This is a genomic window from Allocoprococcus comes (assembly GCF_013300725.1).
Taxonomy (GTDB): domain Bacteria; phylum Bacillota; class Clostridia; order Lachnospirales; family Lachnospiraceae; genus Allocoprococcus; species Allocoprococcus comes_A.
Genome location: NZ_JAAIMM010000008.1, coordinates 20,214 through 36,720, shown reverse-complemented (window position 1 = coordinate 36,720; position 16,507 = coordinate 20,214). Strand labels below are relative to the sequence as shown.

Annotated in this window: 14 protein-coding genes; 1 reads left to right on the top strand and 13 read right to left on the bottom strand. The window is 44.6% G+C overall.

Annotated features, from left to right (window positions below; translation table 11 throughout):
• Positions 1 to 5: 5 nt before the first annotated feature.
• Positions 6 to 653: a redox-sensing transcriptional repressor Rex gene (locus tag G4407_RS05925; protein ID WP_173688126.1), complete on the bottom strand. Its 648-nt coding sequence runs from the start codon at positions 651 to 653 to the stop codon at positions 6 to 8.
• 158 nt (positions 654 to 811) lie between these two features.
• Here G4407_RS05925 and G4407_RS05920 point away from each other — a divergent pair, with 158 nt between their 5' ends.
• Positions 812 to 2,719, top strand: a complete 1,908-nt coding sequence (locus tag G4407_RS05920; RefSeq protein ID WP_173688125.1) for an ABC-F family ATP-binding cassette domain-containing protein — start codon at positions 812 to 814, stop codon at positions 2,717 to 2,719.
• A 57-nt stretch (positions 2,720 to 2,776) separates the two neighbouring features.
• On the opposite strand, the gene G4407_RS05915 is transcribed toward G4407_RS05920, so the two are convergent.
• From G4407_RS05915 to G4407_RS05860, 12 genes are all read right to left on the bottom strand, one after another.
• Positions 2,777 to 3,973, bottom strand: a complete 1,197-nt coding sequence (locus tag G4407_RS05915; RefSeq protein ID WP_117834551.1) for an NADP-dependent isocitrate dehydrogenase — start codon at positions 3,971 to 3,973, stop codon at positions 2,777 to 2,779.
• Positions 3,974 to 3,992: 19 nt separating this feature from the next.
• The gene (locus G4407_RS05910) at positions 3,993 to 4,631 is read right to left on the bottom strand and encodes a GntR family transcriptional regulator (RefSeq protein WP_117823890.1); all 639 of its coding nucleotides are present in this window, start codon (positions 4,629 to 4,631) and stop codon (positions 3,993 to 3,995) included.
• A gap of 22 nt (positions 4,632 to 4,653) precedes the next feature.
• Positions 4,654 to 6,042 (bottom strand): beta/alpha barrel domain-containing protein, encoded by a 1,389-nt coding sequence (locus G4407_RS05905; RefSeq protein WP_173688124.1) that lies wholly within the window; start codon positions 6,040 to 6,042, stop codon positions 4,654 to 4,656.
• 504 nt (positions 6,043 to 6,546) lie between these two features.
• A complete protein-coding gene (ilvA, locus tag G4407_RS05900) occupies positions 6,547 to 7,761 on the bottom strand; it encodes a threonine ammonia-lyase (RefSeq protein WP_008372180.1) in 1,215 nt (404 codons plus the stop codon).
• Position 7,762: 1 nt separating this feature from the next.
• A complete protein-coding gene (gene ftsY / locus G4407_RS05895) occupies positions 7,763 to 8,716 on the bottom strand; it encodes a signal recognition particle-docking protein FtsY (RefSeq protein WP_055296671.1) in 954 nt (317 codons plus the stop codon).
• Between the two features lie 16 nt (positions 8,717 to 8,732).
• Positions 8,733 to 12,293 (bottom strand): chromosome segregation protein SMC, encoded by a 3,561-nt coding sequence (smc, locus tag G4407_RS05890; protein WP_173688123.1) that lies wholly within the window; start codon positions 12,291 to 12,293, stop codon positions 8,733 to 8,735.
• Positions 12,294 to 12,300: 7 nt separating this feature from the next.
• Positions 12,301 to 12,996 carry a ribonuclease III gene (gene rnc, locus G4407_RS05885; RefSeq protein WP_173688122.1) on the bottom strand — a complete coding sequence of 232 codons (696 nt, stop codon included), beginning with the start codon at positions 12,994 to 12,996 and terminating at the stop codon, positions 12,301 to 12,303.
• 67 nt (positions 12,997 to 13,063) lie between these two features.
• Positions 13,064 to 13,294 carry an acyl carrier protein gene (acpP, locus tag G4407_RS05880; RefSeq protein ID WP_008372189.1) on the bottom strand — a complete coding sequence of 77 codons (231 nt, stop codon included), beginning with the start codon at positions 13,292 to 13,294 and terminating at the stop codon, positions 13,064 to 13,066.
• A 21-nt stretch (positions 13,295 to 13,315) separates the two neighbouring features.
• A complete protein-coding gene (gene plsX, locus G4407_RS05875) occupies positions 13,316 to 14,341 on the bottom strand; it encodes a phosphate acyltransferase PlsX (protein WP_330585991.1) in 1,026 nt (341 codons plus the stop codon).
• A gap of 141 nt (positions 14,342 to 14,482) precedes the next feature.
• Entirely contained in the window at positions 14,483 to 14,665 is a 183-nt protein-coding gene (gene rpmF, locus G4407_RS05870; RefSeq protein WP_008372209.1) for a 50S ribosomal protein L32, read from the bottom strand.
• A gap of 3 nt (positions 14,666 to 14,668) precedes the next feature.
• Positions 14,669 to 15,196 carry a YceD family protein gene (locus G4407_RS05865; RefSeq protein WP_055156626.1) on the bottom strand — a complete coding sequence of 176 codons (528 nt, stop codon included), beginning with the start codon at positions 15,194 to 15,196 and terminating at the stop codon, positions 14,669 to 14,671.
• Positions 15,197 to 15,293: 97 nt separating this feature from the next.
• Positions 15,294 to 16,481, bottom strand: a complete 1,188-nt coding sequence (locus tag G4407_RS05860) for an acetate/propionate family kinase (protein WP_173688120.1) — start codon at positions 16,479 to 16,481, stop codon at positions 15,294 to 15,296.
• Positions 16,482 to 16,507: the final 26 nt, after the last annotated feature.

Here is a 16,507-nt window from a genome sequence, read left to right as displayed (position 1 = left end):
TTTGACTACTTTCCTTCATGTTCTTCATTGTATCTGGTGATGTTATAAGATAATCTCATCAGACTTTCAGACAAATGAACATTCTCCACAATAATATTATCCGGCAGATTCAGATCTGTATGCGCAAAATTCCAGATAGCCTTGACTCCATTATCTACCAGGAGATTGGCAACCTCTACTGCTTTTGCCTTCGGAATCGTGAGAACCCCGATCTCAATATCGTTTTCTTTCACAAAATCCTTCAATTCATCCATCATACGGATCTCAACTCCACGGATCGTCAATCCGGCAAGCCTTGGGTTTACGTCAAACAGCCCTTTTAAAACAAATCCCCGATTTTCAAATGCTGCATAGTTCGCCAATGCCTGTCCAAGATTTCCTGCTCCAATGATAACGAATTTATGTTTCTCGTTCAGTCCAAGGATCTTACCTATCTCTGTATAAAGATACTTTACATTATAGCCATATCCCTGCTGTCCAAATCCACCGAAATTATTCAGATCCTGCCGGATCTGTGAAGCAGTCACTTTCATTCTTTTACTTAATTCATTGGATGATATCCGTTCGACTCCGCTCTCCAGTAGTTCCCCTAAATAACGATAATACCGCGGAAGTCTCCTTATTACTGCCTGAGATATTTCTCTTGATGCCACTTTCACTTCCACCTTCCTATTTTTTGACTCATTATTTTTAATTATATAAGAATCCAACGAAAAAGTCAAATTTTATAGTTGTTTTTTGTCGTATTTCAGCTATAATTATGTTACTGTGAGCAGTAACATAATTGCCACTTTAACAGGAGGATATAAAAATGATACTGGCATGTCATAATCTGTCAAAAAGTTTTGGGGATCAGGTCATCGTAAAAGACGGTTCCTTTCATATAGAAAACCATGAAAAAGCTGCCCTAGTAGGTCTTAACGGAGCCGGCAAATCCACGATCCTCAAGATGATCGTAGGACAACTTTCTCCCGATGCAGGGACGGTTGTTCTTACCAAAGGCAAAACTCTCGGCTACCTTGCACAGCATCAGGAGATGGAAAGCGGCAATACCATTTACGAAGAAGTCCGCACGGCAAAAGCTGAAATCATTGAGATGGAAAAGCAGATACGTACAATCGAGATGGAGCTTCCATCTCTTTCCGGAGATGCTCTTGAAGCACGTCTTTCCACTTATCAGAGACTGACTTCTGCATTTGAGCACGCAGACGGTTACGCCTATAAAAGTGAGCTTACCGGCGTTCTAAAAGGTCTCGGATTTACAGAAGAAGAATTTACCAAACCCGTAGATTCTTTATCCGGTGGTCAGAAGACCCGTGTATCTCTTGGCAAACTCCTTCTTACCAAGCCTGACGTCCTGCTTCTGGATGAGCCAACCAACCACCTGGATATGAACTCCATCGCATGGCTGGAAACCTATCTTCTGAATTATCCGGGTGCTGTTCTTATCGTATCCCACGACCGCTATTTCCTGAACCGTGTAGTTACAAAAGTGATTGAAGTCGAGCAGGGACAGCTTCATACTTATATGGGCAATTATTCTGATTTTGCTGTCAAAAAAGAACAGCTCAGGGAAGCCAAATTAAAAGAATACTTGAATCAGCAGCGTGAGATCAAACATCAAGAAGCCGTGATCGAAAAGCTCCGTTCATTTAACCGTGAGAAATCCATCAAGCGTGCCGAAAGCCGGGAAAAAATGCTGGATAAGATGACGCTTGTAGACAAACCGATGGAGATCAACACCGACATCCATCTGAAGCTGGAACCTTCACGTGTCAGTGGCAATGATGTACTTTCTGTCAAAGGATTAAGCAAAGCCTTTCCGCCACAGACACTTTTCACAGATATCAGTTTCGAGATCAAGCGTGGGGAACATGTAGCCATTATTGGCGACAACGGAACCGGAAAAACTACGCTTCTCAAGATTCTGAACAATGTGATCCAGGCAGACAGCGGTTCCTTTACACTGGGTGCCAATGTGGAGATTGGTTACTACGATCAGGAACACCACGTCCTTCATATGGATAAGACAATCTTTGAAGAAATTTCCGATGATTATCCGACGCTTACCAACACACAGATCCGGAACATGCTTGCGGCTTTTCTTTTTACCGGAGATGATGTTTTCAAGCTGATCGGCGATTTAAGTGGTGGTGAAAGGGGACGTGTATCTCTGGCAAAGCTGATGCTCTCCAATGCGAATTTCCTGATCCTCGATGAGCCGACCAACCATTTGGACATCACTTCCAAGGAAATTCTCGAGCGGGCTCTGAATGATTATACCGGTACGGTACTTTATGTGTCACATGACCGTTATTTCATCAACCAGACCGCCACCCGCATTCTGGAACTGACCGGCAATACCTTTGTCAATTATATCGGCAACTATGATTATTATCTGGAGAAAAAAGATCTTCTGGCCCCGGCTGTTTCCACAACTGCTTCTGAAGACGCACCGACGCAGGTTTCCGAATCCAAACTGAGCTGGCAGGAGCAGAAAGAAGAACAGGCACGTCTCCGCAAAAGACAGAACGACCTGAAGAAAACAGAAGAACGTATCGGTGTTCTTGAGACGCGCAATGGCGAAATCGATGAACTGATGATGCTGGAAGAAGTCTATACGAATTCTGTCAAATGCCAGGAACTGGCAAAAGAAAAAACAGCGAACGAATCAGAGCTCGAAGAACTCTATGAAAAATGGGAAGAACTGGCTGAATAAGCCGGTCCTTCCCATTTTTCTGTCAGGGATACGCCCTTCATGCATTCCCTGCTCTTTTTATAATCTTTCTGCAATCGCTTTGATAAATCCTTCACTGTTCAGTACATGCACCTCCGGAAGAGTTGTGATCATTGCAAGATCCTTTGTCATATAACCCTCTTCAATCGTACCGATCGTTGCTTTTTCCAGACGGTCCGCAAAATCCATCAGTTCCTGGTTTCCATCCAGTTCTCCTCTCTTGCGCAAAGCTCCTGACCATGCAAAGATCGTTGCAACAGAGTTTGTTGAAGTCTCTTCCCCTTTCAGGTGTTTGTAATAATGACGCTGTACTGTTCCATGCGCAGCTTCATATTCATAAAATCCTTCCGGTGATACCAGTACAGATGTCATCATGGCAAGTGAACCAAATGCTGAGGAAACCATATCACTCATCACGTCCCCGTCATAATTCTTACATGCCCAGATATAACCACCCTCTGACTTCATTACACGGGCTACCGCATCATCGATCAATGTGTAGAAATATTCAATTCCCGCTTCATCAAAAAGGTTCTTATACTCTGCATCAAAGATCTCCTGGAAGATATCTTTGAATGTATGGTCATATTTTTTGGAAATGGTATCTTTTGTTGCAAACCAAAGATCCTGCTTTGTATCCAGCGCATAACTAAAGCAGCTTCTTGCAAAACTTTCAATAGATGCATTGATATTGTGCATTCCCTGGATAATACCTGCTCCATCAAAATTATGGATCAGCTCTCTTGTCTCTGTTCCGTCAGGTGCTGTGTAGACCAGTTCTGCCTTTCCAGGTCCCGGAATCTTCATCTCGGTTCCTTTATATACATCCCCATAAGCATGACGGGCAATCGTGATCGGCTTCTTCCAGTTCTTTACACATGGTTCAATTCCTTTTACCACGATCGGAGCACGAAATACCGTTCCATCCAGAATCGCACGGATTGTTCCGTTCGGACTCTTCCACATCTCTTTGAGATCATATTCTTTTACCCTTGCCGCATTCGGTGTAATGGTCGCACATTTGACAGCTACTTTGTACTTCTTTGTTGCATTAGCTGAATCAACTGTAACCTGGTCATCTGTCTCATTGCGGTGTTCCAGTCCAAGATCATAATAATCTGTCTTAAGATCGATATACGGCAGAAGAAGATCATCTTTTATCATCCTCCAGAGAATTCTGGTCATCTCATCTCCGTCCATCTCAACAATCGGTGTCGTCATCTGAATTTTACTCATAGCTTCGTCTCCTTTTTGATTATTCTTCTTCGATATGCAGGTTCTCCATAACATGCATAATGTGGAGCGTTGCCAGATTGCCGGCTTTTTCCGCATCCTTTGCCTTAATGGCATTCAGGATCTCGTTATGCTCGCCAATCGACTTGATCGCACGCTCTTCTGTCTTAACGGAAGTCCTTCTTGCAAGCTGTACATATTTGTGAAAATCCGAAAGCACATGATCCAGGATCCTGCTCTGTGATGCCTCATACAGAATCTGATGGAATCTTCCATCCAGCTCTGTCAGCTGATCGGAATGTCCTTTATCCATATGATACTCGGATAAAAGAATGATCTCATCCAGTTCTTCCAGCTGCTCCTGTGTAATATGTTCTGTTGCCCAGCGGACGCATAATCCTTCCAGCATGGAACGGATCATATAAATATCATGTACATCCTTATCAGAAATACCAGTAACATAGGCTCCTTTATTCGGGATGATGTTCACCAGTCCCTCCAGCTCCAACTGTCTAAGTGCCTCTCTTACCGGTGTACGGCTAACTCCAAGTTCCTTCCCCAATGTTGCTTCTCTGAGTTCGTCATTTTCTTCGTATTTACCTTTCAGAATGTCATCTCTGATGGTCTGAAAAACCTGACTTCTCAATGAATACTCTTCCATTTTATCTCTCTCCTGAATTTCGTTAGATTGTGATCCCCTTTTCGCCACAGATTCTCTCAATCTCCCGGATTAGTTCCTCATCTGTGAGTACGGTCACACGGCCGGATTCATATTCCGCATCAACCCACTTCTTCAATTCTACAACTAAAATGGAATTCTTGTCTACCTGTTTCTCATTTTTCAGGTGATAATATGTATTTATCCAGTGTGCAATACCTGCAAGACCGGAAGTATTGGACACAGCAACCAGCGGTGGTCGGTTCAGAAACTTGCCGGTATCAAACACATTGTAGATTTCTTCGTTCTTTAACAGTCCGTCTGCATGGATTCCCGCACGGGTTACATTGAAATTCTTTCCGACAAACGGGGTACGCGGCGGGATCTGGTATCCAATCTCTTTTTCATAATATTCTGCCAGTTCAGTAATCACCGTTGTATCCATGTCATCCAGCGTTCCACGAAGCTGCGCATATTCAAAAATCATTGCTTCCAGTGGCGTATTACCGGTACGTTCACCGATTCCAAACAAGGAACAGTTCACGCCACATGCTCCATAAAGCCAGGCCGTTGTAGAATTGTTGACTGCCTTGTAAAAATCATTATGTCCATGGAATTCGATCAATTCACTCGGTACACCTGCATGTACTCTGAGTCCGTAAATGATACCCGGAATGGAACGAGGAATCACAGCCCCCGGATAGTTGACTCCGTATCCCATCGTATCACAGACACGGATCTTCACCGGAATCTGGTATTCTTCCATCAGATGCATCAGTTCCAGACAGAATGGAATGACAAATCCATAAATATCCGATCTGGTAATATCTTCCAGATGACATCTTGGACTGACACCGGTCTCCAGACATTCACGTACAACTGACAGATAATGTTCCATCGCCTCTCGTCTTGTCATCTTCAGTTTATAAAAAATATGATAATCCGAACAGCTTACCAGGATTCCGGTTTCCTTCATTCCCAGATCCTTTACCAGCTCAAAATCCTTTTTATTTGCACGGATCCAGCTTGTGATCTCCGGGAACTTATAACCTCTCTCCATACATTTATATACGGCATCCCGGTCTTTCTTGCTGTATAAGAAAAATTCACTCTGACGAATCTTCCCCTGCGGACCTCCAAGCCTGTGCATATAATCGAAAATGGTTACAATCTGATCCGTTGAATAGGGCGCTCTCGACTGCTGCCCATCCCTGAATGTCGTATCCGTGATCCAGATCTCATCCGGCATACTGTGCGGTACAATACGATCATTAAACGCAATCTTCGGAATCTCATCATAATGAAACAGGTTCCGAAACACATTCGGTGTATCCACGTCTACCAACGGGTACATATGCTCCTCAAGTTGTAATAAATTTGTATGCTTATCCAGATAAACCTTCCTGTTTTCCATAACCGTCACTCCCTGACCTGTATTTTTGTATCATTGTATACAACTATACTCTCCATGTCAACCCCATTTTCCCCATTTCGTGACTTTAGCCAGTATTTCATTTAATTAAAGTGCTAATTTGTTAAACTTTCATACAGTCTCGATTCTCTTCTCATCCATTTTCCCTAGTTTAATCCACCTATTTCTCCCACCCTAGACAAGCACCCAACTTCCTTACAGTCTCTATCCCTCTCTTCACAATGAAGCAATGTCGTCCTCTTTGCCAATACCGTTATTGACCGGGCGAGAAAAAGAATCTCTTCCAATCCTATTTTGTGCAATGGAGATGAAACTCAAAAATTATGGAAGCCTCTGCTGACATAATTTTCGCCTTCAGAGGTTCATCGGAATGGTTTGCACAACTTGGATTGGAAGAGATTCTTTTTCTCGCCCGGTCTCACAACCTTATTTTCAAAAAAAGACAGCCTCACCCCTCCATGGGATAAGACTGCCCTCTCAAATATTCTAATATAACTTCGCACTGATCAGCTTCGGTCTGAATCCGGCTGCCTCCAGTGCCGCGATGATCCGGTTCTTATGATCGGTTCCAAATGCTTCCAGTGTCACACGAAGCTCCACAGCCGCATTTCGGTTAATGCTTACAAACTGATTATGTTCCAGTTTGATCACATTTCCCTGCTCTTCTGCAATCGTCTGTGCCACTTTTACCAGTTCACCCGGTTTATCCGGAAGAAGTACCGATACAGAGAAGATACGGTCTCTCTGGATCAGTCCGTGCTGCACAACAGAAGACATGGTAATAACATCCATGTTCCCGCCGCTTAAGATAGATACTACTTTCTTACCTTTCAGATCCAGCTGTTTTAAAGCTGCAACAGAAAGAAGACCTGAGTTTTCTACTACCATTTTATGGTTTTCCACCATATCAAGGAATGCTCCGACCAGTTCATCATCTTCTACAGTCACGATCTGGTCTACATTTTCCATAACGTATGGGAGGTTCTGTTCCCCGACTTTTTTTACTGCTGTACCATCTGCAATCGTGTTGGCACTTGGAAGTGTTACGGTATGTCCTGCTTCGATTGCAGCAGTCATACTTGCTGCTTCTGCCGGTTCCACACCGATCACTTTGATCTTTGGATTCAGCATTTTCGCAAGTGTAGATACACCTGTAATCAGTCCGCCGCCCCCGATCGGTGCAAGGATATAATCAACGGTCGGGAGTTCCTGGACAATTTCCATTGCAATCGTTCCCTGTCCGGTAGCTACATCCAGATCGTCGAACGGATGTACAAAAGTATATCCGTACTCTTCAGCAAGCTCATAGGCCTTTGCACAGGCATCGTCATAGACATCTCCGTGTAAAACAACCTCGGCACCATAGCTCTTGGTACGGTTTACCTTGATCAGCGGAGTGACAGTAGGCATAACAATCGTCGCCTTACATCCAAACGCTTTTGCCGCATATGCCACACCCTGTGCATGGTTTCCCGCTGAAGCTGTGATCAGACCTTTTGCACGATCTTCCTCAGAAAGTGTGCTGATCTTGTAATAAGCTCCTCTTAATTTGTATGCACCTGTGTACTGCATATTTTCCGGTTTCAAATAAACCTTTCCCCCGGTCTGGCTACTGAGATACTCACTGTAGATAAGCTTTGTCGGACGTGTCACACGTTTTACGATCTCGCTTGCTTCTTCAAATTTTTCCAATGTCAGCATATTATTCTTCTCCTTCTTCCTTCTTTTCTTCTGTTGTAAATAATGCCTGTACAAATTCGTCGGAATCGAATTTCTGCAGATCATCGATCGTCTCACCGACACCTATATATTTAACAGGAATTCCAAGCTCTGCCTGAATTGCAACTGCAATTCCGCCTTTGGCCGTTCCATCCATCTTAGTCAGGATAATTCCTGTAATATCCGCAACATCACTGAATTCCTTTGCCTGTGAAAGTGCATTCTGTCCGGTCGTTGCATCCAGAACGACCAAGGTTTCTCTGTATGCCTCCGGATATTCTCTTTCCAGCACACGGTTAATCTTCTTCAGTTCCTCCATCAGGTTCTTTTTATTGTGAAGTCTTCCGGCTGTATCCACCAGAAGGACATCTGCCTTTCTCGCTTTCGCAGCCGCTACCGCATCATAAACGATGGCTGCCGGATCTGCACCTTCCTGTCCGCCGATAAGGTCTGCATCCGAACGATGCGCCCATTCCTTTAACTGCTCTCCCGCAGCTGCACGGAAAGTATCTGCTGCAGCAAGCACAACTTTCTTGCCCTGACCTCTCAGCTTACCGGCAAGTTTTCCGATAGTAGTCGTCTTTCCAACTCCATTTACTCCGATCACCAGAACAACAGAAGTCTGGTTTTCAAATTCATAAGCCGTCTCACCTACATCCATCTGCTCTTTGATACTGTCGATCAGGAGCTGTCTGCACTCAATCGGCTCTTTGATATGCTGTTCTTTTACTTTTTTACGAAGATCATCAAGAATCGCGTAAGTTGCTTTTACCCCCAGATCTCCCATGATCAGAACCTCTTCCAGTTCCTCATAAAAGTCCTCATCTATCTTTGAAAATCCATGAAAAATACTGTCCATTCCTGACACGATATTATCGCGCGTCTTGTTAAGTCCTGCTACCAGACGCTTAAAAAATCCCATTTTTTCCTCTGCCATCATATCCTCCTATCCACTACTTTGTAAGCTCATCTTCCAGAAGATCCACAGATACCAGCGTTGATACCCCTTTTTCCTGCATAGTGATCCCATACAGCCGGTCTGCCGCTGTCATCGTACCGCGGCGGTGTGTAATGACGATAAACTGTGTATTTTTCGTCAGCTTGTGCAAATACTGTGCAAATCTCGTGACATTAGAATCATCCAGTGCCGCCTCGATCTCATCCAGCAGGCAGAACGGGGAAGGTTTCAGATTCTGGATTGCAAACAGCAGCGAAATCGCCGTCAACGCCTTTTCTCCACCGGAGAGCTGCATCATATTCTGAAGTTTTTTACCCGGTGGCTGCGCAACGATCCGGATTCCGGCTTCCAGCACATCCTCACCATCCATCAGTTCCAGAGTTCCTTTTCCGCCACCGAACAGTTGTTTGAACACCTGATTAAACTCCTGGCTGATCTTTGCAAACTGCTCAGTAAACTGCTTGCGCATCGCCTCATCCAGCTCTTCAATGATCTTCTTGAGCGTTGCTTCTGCCTCTACCAGATCATCATGCTGGGTTTTCATAAATTCATATCGCTCGGAAAGATTTTTAAAATCTTCGATCGCATTGACGTTCACCGATCCGAGTTTCCGGATCTCCGTCTTTAATTCCTGGATCCGCCTCCGCATCTCGGCAGGATCTGTCAGACTCTCATCCCGGATTTCCAGCGCATGATTATACGTCAGCTCGTACTCTTCCCACATGTAATTGATCTGCTTTTCCAAAGCTTCCTCGTAGCCTTCTTTTTTGCTGGTCAGCCGGAAGGATTCTTTATCAAGCTCTGCCATATGGGCTGCCAGATCTTCCCGCTTTTTCAGAAATGCCTTATGCTTCTGATTCAGTTCTTCCCGCTTTTTCTGCGATTCTTCGATCTCTTTGTTGATTTCCTCGAATAATTCCTTTGAATTCTCTATCGTCTGCCGGATCTCGGTAATCTGTGCTTCCTTCTGCTCGATCTCACCGTAATTCTCTCCTTTGCTTGCATTTAAAGTGGCAAGCTCTTCCCGGAATTTTTCCATCTCTTCCCGGATACGGACAAAATTCTCCTCGATAAAATCTTTTTTCTGCTCCAATGCAGCAAAACTGAGATGAATATTTTCATTTTTGCGCACTTCTGCCGCTTCTGCCTCACGCTCTTTTTCCAGCCACTTCTGTGAGCTTTCCATCTGGCGTGTCAGCTCGTCCTCCAGCTGCTGGCTGGTCTCCAGTTCCATTTTGATCGATTCTTCATTTTCCTCGATCTCATGAACCTGTTCTTCCAGCTTCTTGCGCTCCGCATAAATTCCTTCTGAATTTTCTCTGGTCGCATTCTGACGGCTTTTTACCTGGTCCAGATTCATCTTCGCAGTATTCTGAACCACATAGTCATTCTGCAATTCCTGCTGGATTTCTTCCACCTTTGCATACAGCGCCGTCCGCTTCTCCTTTGCGACCGCAACTTCTGCTTCCGCTTTCTGAAGTTCTGTTTTCAGACGCGCAACCGTCTTTTCCAGTTCTTCGATTTCACGTCTTCTGCTGAGCAGATTACTGGAATTCTTAAATGCTCCACCGCTCATTGCTCCGCCAGGATTGATCAGATCTCCTTCCAGCGTAACGATACGCAGGGACTGACGGTACTTTCTCGCCAGACGGATCCCGGTATCAATGTTGTCTGCCACAAGGGTTCTTCCAAGAAGATGCTCTGCAAGAGATGTAAATTTATCCTCTACCGTTACCAGCTTGTCCGCCGTACCGATCACACCCGGCTCGCGAAGGGCTTCTGCCCTGGTCAATCCCTGTCCCCCACGGATCGCTGTCAATGGGAGGAAGGTTGCACGTCCATACCGGTTCTGCTTCAGATAACCAATCATTTTTTTTGCAGTCTCTTCGTCTGCGGTAACGATATTCTGGATACTGCCTCCAAGTGCGATCTCCACCGCAGTTTCATATTTTTTATCTACTTTGATCAGATCAGCCACAACTCCCAGGATTTTCGGCTCACGGCTTTTCTGCTCCATCACACGCCGGATACTGTTCCCATAACCATCGTAACGCTCCGTAAGGTTCCTCAGTGACTCCAGACGGGAGTACTCCCTGTGATAAGCATTCTGCCCGTTTCGCAGGCTTTCATTTGCCTGTCCGATCTCTTTTTGCAGTCCGGCAATCTCTGTTTCATAGTTTTTGATCTGTTCTACAGAATCCGCGATCTTCCCTGATACTGCCTTCAGTTCTTCCGTATACTGCGCGGCAAGCTCCTGCTGCCTCTGTACATCACTCTCCGCCTCTACCAGACGTTTGTAAAGCTGTGCCCGGCGTACCTTGATCTGTTCAAGCGTCGTTTCATAATGCTGCAGCTTTGCCTTCGTGGATGCACGGTTATTCAAAAGCTCACGGATATCATTCTGATTCTTTTCGATCTCCACTGTCATCTCTGCAATCCGGCTCTGCAGGGCAGTCAGCTCCTCTCCTGCCTGCTTTTGTCTCTCGGATGCTGCAGCAAGATGTCTGTCGATCTCTGCTTTTTCTTCTTCCAGTTCGGATTTCTGCCTTTCACGGTTTGCAAGCTCTGCCTGAATATCGTTTGCCCGTTTTTCATAGTGCTCATCATTCATGCGGACACTGTTGATCTGCTCTTTTAAAAGCTCGATCTGGTTTTCCAACTGCTGTTTCAGAAGTGTTGTCTCATTTCTCTGGCTTTTTGCATGCTCGATTCCGGCATCGATCTCGTCTACTTCCTGCTCGATCTTCTCATACTGTGCCTTCATATCTTCATGCTTTTTGCCGGCTTCAGTAAGTTCATCCTGCGCAATCTTCAGCTTCTCATCGTTTTCCCGGATCTGCCCCTTCAGACGTTTCATCTCCACCAGGAACATATTGATGTCATAACGCTTCAGTTCTTCTCTCTTTTTCAGATATTCCTTCGCTGTCTCCGACTGTCTCTGAAGAGGACCAAACTGCTTCTCCAGCTCTCCCAAAATATCATTGACACGGACCAGATTGCTCTGCTCTTCTTCCAGTTTGCGAAGAGATAACGCCTTACGGCGCTTAAATTTGACAATCCCGGCCGCCTCATCAAAAAGCTCTCGTCTCTCTTCCGGCTTACCGCTCAGGATCTTGTCAATCTGTCCCTGTCCGATGATCGAATATCCTTCTTTTCCGATACCCGTATCATAAAACATCTCATTGATATCCTTGAGCCTGCAGACACTGCCGTTGATCAGATATTCACTTTCCCCCGAACGGTACAGTTTTCTTGTGACTTTAACCTCTTCAAACTCCACCGGGAGTTTGTGATCTGAATTATCCAGTGTGATCGCAACCGATGCGTAGCTGAGGGGTTTCCGGTTTTCCGTACCGGAAAAAATAACATCCTGCATCGTACCTCCACGGAGTTGCTTCACCTTCTGCTCTCCGAGTACCCAGCGGACGGCATCCGCCACGTTACTTTTTCCACTTCCGTTCGGTCCGACGATTCCGGTAATCCCGTTATGAAATTCAAAGACAATCTTATTTGCAAAAGACTTAAATCCCTGTACTTCAATACTTTTTAAATACATGCCTCACCTACTGTACCTTTCCTTCTTTCAGCTTAAGGATTGCCTGATAAGCCGCTTCCTGTTCGGCAGCCTTTTTTGTCCTTCCGACACCACATCCAAAGGCTTCTCCGCCGATCACAACCTCTACACGGAAGGATTTATTATGGTCCGGTCCTTCTTCTCCTACCAGCTGGTAGACAATTCCTTTTTCCTGACCGCCCTGTACCATTTCCTGCAGGATAGTCTTGCTATCATAAAAGAGCCGTTTCCCTTCCAGGTCGTTTAAAATATATTTTAAAATAAACTCTTTCGCATTAGCAAAACCACCATCCAGATAAATCGCACCAATCAGTGCTTCCAATGCATCCGAGGTAATAGACTCTCTGAATCTTCCACCAGTCGCGTCCTCACCTTTCCCAAGAAGCAGATAACTTCCAAGGTCCAGATCCCGCGCACAAAATGCAAGTGCCTTCTCGCATACCATGCTTGCCCTTAACTTAGTCAGTTCTCCTTCCGGCATTGTCTGGTTCTCGAAAAAAAGATATTCGCTTGAAATCAGTTCCAGAACGGCATCTCCAAGGAATTCCAGACGTTCATTACAGTCTGCCTTCTTCATATGCTTTTCATTCACATAAGAGCTGTGCGTCACAGCATGTCTGAGCAAATGGCTGTCCTTGAAATTGTAGCCGATTTTTTCTTCCAGTTCCTTTACATTTCTGCTCATGATTGCCCCTCCAATTTTAAAAAAGGACATTCCCCAGAAATGGGGATGTCCCCTGTAATCATTTTCCCTAGTTAACAGCGTTCTTGATCTGTTCTACAGCATCACCTACTGTTGCGATCTTTTCTGCATCTTCATTTTCAATTTCGATATCAAATGCATCTTCAATTCCCATAATAATCTGGAAAATATCAAGCGAATCAGCTCCCAGATCATCTACAAATGTAGTGTCCATCGTAATTTCATCCGGGTTACATCCCATCACATCAACAATAATGTCTTTCAGTTTTTCAAATTCCATAATTCTTAATCCTTTCTGAGCCTATTCCTGTGCGGACTTTTCTTCCGCCTGAATACATTCTTTGATCTTTTCATTGATTCCTTCTTCTTTGAAGGTTACACACTGCAAAATTGAATTGCAGACTTCTTTTGCCTTGGAACTGCCGTGTGTCTTAACTACCAGACCGGTGAGTCCAAGCAGCGGTGCTCCACCGTACTCACTTGCGTCAAAATCCTTCATAGTCTTTTTCAGCACCGGCTTAACCAGAAGTCCACCGATCATGCTACGGAGATTCTGCTTCATACCACCTTTGATCTTGTTTACAAGAACCGATGCTACTCCTTCGTAGAGTTTCAGGATCACGTTGCCGGTAAATGCTTCACAGACGATAACATCTGCCTGTCCGTGCGGGATTTCTCTCGCTTCGATGCTTCCGGTAAAGTTAATATCCTTACATTCTTTCAGCATAGGGAAAGTCTCCTTGACCAGGGCATTACCCTTTTCTTCCTCAGCTCCGATATTGACGATCGCAACCTTCGGATTCTTGACTCCCATAATATGTTCCATATAGATAGAACCCATCTTGGCAAACTGCACCAGATGTGAAGGCCTTGCATCTACATTCGCCCCACAGTCGATCAGAATAGAAAATCCTTTCTCTGTCGGGATCAGCGGTGCAAGCGGAGGTCTTTCCACGCCTTTGATTCGGCCTACCAGAAGCTGTCCACCGGCAAGAACCGCACCGGAACTTCCTGCTGAAACAAAAGCGTCAGCTTCTTTATTCTTCACCATCTTGAGACCTACCACAATGGAGGAGTCTTTCTTTCTGCGGATCGCCATAACCGGCGGTTCTGCTGTCTCAATTACTTCCGATGTATGAACAACCGAAATCTGTTCTTTATTATATGTGTACCCGGAAAGCTCCTGATTGATGACATCTTCTTTTCCGACCAGGATCACATGGATCGCATCTGACTTCCCGACCGCCTCGACCGCACCTTTGATGATCTCATGTGGTGCGTTGTCTCCGCCCATTGCATCGACAACAACTTTTGTTATTTCTTTCATACTGTTACCTCCCAGCATTACTAAACCAATTCTACTAGACATGACCGTAAAAATCAATAATATTTAGCAGATTTAGGAAAATTAGGCAAAAGAAAAGGAGTTAAGCACTACGCCTAACTCCTGTACTATAGCCTTTTTTAATTAGTTTTCTACAGTAACGATTTCTCTCTTGTTGTAAGATCCACAAGCTTTGCAAACTCTGTGTGGCATCATAAGTTCTCCACATTTGCTGCATTTCACCAGATTCGGTGCGCTCATTTTCCAGTTTGCTCTTCTCTTGTCTCTTCTTGCTTTAGAAGATTTATTCTTTGGACAAATTGACATAGGTTACACCTCCTTAAAATTCTTGTAAAGATCGCGGATAACTGACATTCTAGGGTCAAGACTGGTGTCTTCGCAGTCGCAGCTTCCCTCATTCAAGTTCTGACCACATACACTGCAAATCCCTTTACAGTCTTCGCTACATAGAACTTTCATCGGCCACCCTACTAAAATCTCGTTATAGAGCAGCTGCTCCACATCAAGATGATATCCGTCAATGTAATTCGCTTCATCGGATTCGCCATCATCTTCTCCGTCTGCCAGAGCTGTATTCACCTGCTTTTCAAAAGAAAGCGTGAAATCTGTCGGTACATCTGTAAGACATCTGTCACACGGAATGATTACCGTAAGACTTGTCTCACAACTGATATGAAGTTTTTTCTCTCCGGCATACTCGACATGAATATGCACAGGCTGTGTCCGGCTTACCGGAAATCTGCTTCCGTTCACCTTCACTTCTTTCATCTCAGTGCCGACCACTTCGTCAATGGACTTATGCGGTTCAGATAAGACTTCGGACAGGTCAATTAACATAATTCTTTCTCCTGTTCACACCTAAACTATTATACCATGTAAATTCTATTTGTCAAGGATGATTTACAGATTTTAAGGTTTTTTCTAATTTCTTCTGTTATACAAGTGCAACTGTCTCTCTTGCGATTGCAAGTTCTTCGTTTGTCGGAACTACAAGAACTTTCACTTTGGAATCCGGTGTAGAGATTACGATCTCTTCTCCACGTTTTGCATTTGCTTCTTCGTCGATTGTAATTCCAAGGTAACCAAGGTAGCTGCATACTGCTGTTCTTACAGTACCTGCATTTTCTCCGATACCAGCTGTAAATACGATGTTATCTACACCGTTCATAGCTGCTGTGTAAGCACCAACATATTTTGCTACTCTGTAAGCAAATACGTCAAGTGCAAGTCTTGCACGTTTGTTTCCTGCATTTGCTGCTTCTTCAAGATCACGGAAGTCGCTGGATACACCTGATACACCTTCCACACCTGATTTCTTGTTCAGGACATTCATGATTCCTGCAATGTCAAGGTTTTCTTTCTTGGCAATGAATTCCATGATCGCCGGGTCAATATCTCCGGAACGTGTTCCCATTACAAGACCTTCCAGCGGAGTAAGTCCCATTGAGGTATCTACTGATTCTCCGTTAAGCACTGCTGAAATAGATGCCCCATTACCAAGGTGGCATACGATCGTCTTTGTTGCATTGTATGGTTTTCCGACAATCTCAGCTACTCTCTTAGATACAAAGCTGTGGCTTGTTCCGTGGAATCCGTAACGTCTTACTTTGTATTTTTCATAATATTCATATGGAAGTCCGTACATATAAGCTTTTTCAGGCATTGTCTGATGGAAAGCAGTATCAAATACAACAACCTGTGGTGTTCCCGGCATCAGGCTTTCACAAGCTTCGATTCCGATTAAGTTTGCCGGGTTGTGAAGTGGTGCAAGGTCATTGCACTCTGCGATCGCAGCTTTTACTTCTGGTGTTACAACTACAGATTTTGCAAATTTTTCTCCGCCATGAACAACACGATGTCCGACTGCTCCGATTTCGTCAAGACTCTTAACAACACCTGTATCTGCATCTGTCAGCGCGTCGATTACGAACTGGATTGCTTCTGTATGTGTAGGCATAGCCTTTTCAGATACATTCTTCTCTCCACCTGCCGGCTGATAGGTAAGTCTTCCGTCAATACCGATTCTTTCGCAAAGACCTTTTGCGAGAACCGCCTCCGATTCTGAGTTGATGAGCTGGAACTTCAGTGATGAACTTCCGCAGTTGATTACTAATACATTCATTGATGTTTCTCCCTTCTGGTACTAGA

Excerpts from the sequence above, each read along its gene's own strand:
- G4407_RS05920 (WP_173688125.1), top strand. The coding sequence starts at position 812 with ATGATACTGGCATGTCATAATCTGTCAAAAAGTTTTGGGGATCAGGTC.
- G4407_RS05915 (WP_117834551.1), bottom strand. The coding sequence starts at position 3,973 with ATGAGTAAAATTCAGATGACGACACCGATTGTTGAGATGGACGGAGAT.
- G4407_RS05910 (WP_117823890.1), bottom strand. The coding sequence starts at position 4,631 with ATGGAAGAGTATTCATTGAGAAGTCAGGTTTTTCAGACCATCAGAGAT.
- G4407_RS05905 (WP_173688124.1), bottom strand. The coding sequence starts at position 6,042 with ATGGAAAACAGGAAGGTTTATCTGGATAAGCATACAAATTTATTACAA.
- ilvA (WP_008372180.1), bottom strand. The coding sequence starts at position 7,761 with ATGCTGACATTGGAAAAATTTGAAGAAGCAAGCGAGATCGTAAAACGT.
- ftsY (WP_055296671.1), bottom strand. The coding sequence starts at position 8,716 with ATGGCAGAGGAAAAAATGGGATTTTTTAAGCGTCTGGTAGCAGGACTT.
- smc (WP_173688123.1), bottom strand. The coding sequence starts at position 12,293 with ATGTATTTAAAAAGTATTGAAGTACAGGGATTTAAGTCTTTTGCAAAT.
- rnc (WP_173688122.1), bottom strand. The coding sequence starts at position 12,996 with ATGAGCAGAAATGTAAAGGAACTGGAAGAAAAAATCGGCTACAATTTC.
- acpP (WP_008372189.1), bottom strand. The coding sequence starts at position 13,294 with ATGGAATTTGAAAAACTGAAAGACATTATTGTTGATGTGATGGGATGT.
- plsX (WP_330585991.1), bottom strand. The coding sequence starts at position 14,341 with ATGAAAGAAATAACAAAAGTTGTTGTCGATGCAATGGGCGGAGACAAC.
- rpmF (WP_008372209.1), bottom strand. The coding sequence starts at position 14,665 with ATGTCAATTTGTCCAAAGAATAAATCTTCTAAAGCAAGAAGAGACAAG.
- G4407_RS05865 (WP_055156626.1), bottom strand. The coding sequence starts at position 15,196 with ATGTTAATTGACCTGTCCGAAGTCTTATCTGAACCGCATAAGTCCATT.
- G4407_RS05860 (WP_173688120.1), bottom strand. The coding sequence starts at position 16,481 with ATGAATGTATTAGTAATCAACTGCGGAAGTTCATCACTGAAGTTCCAG.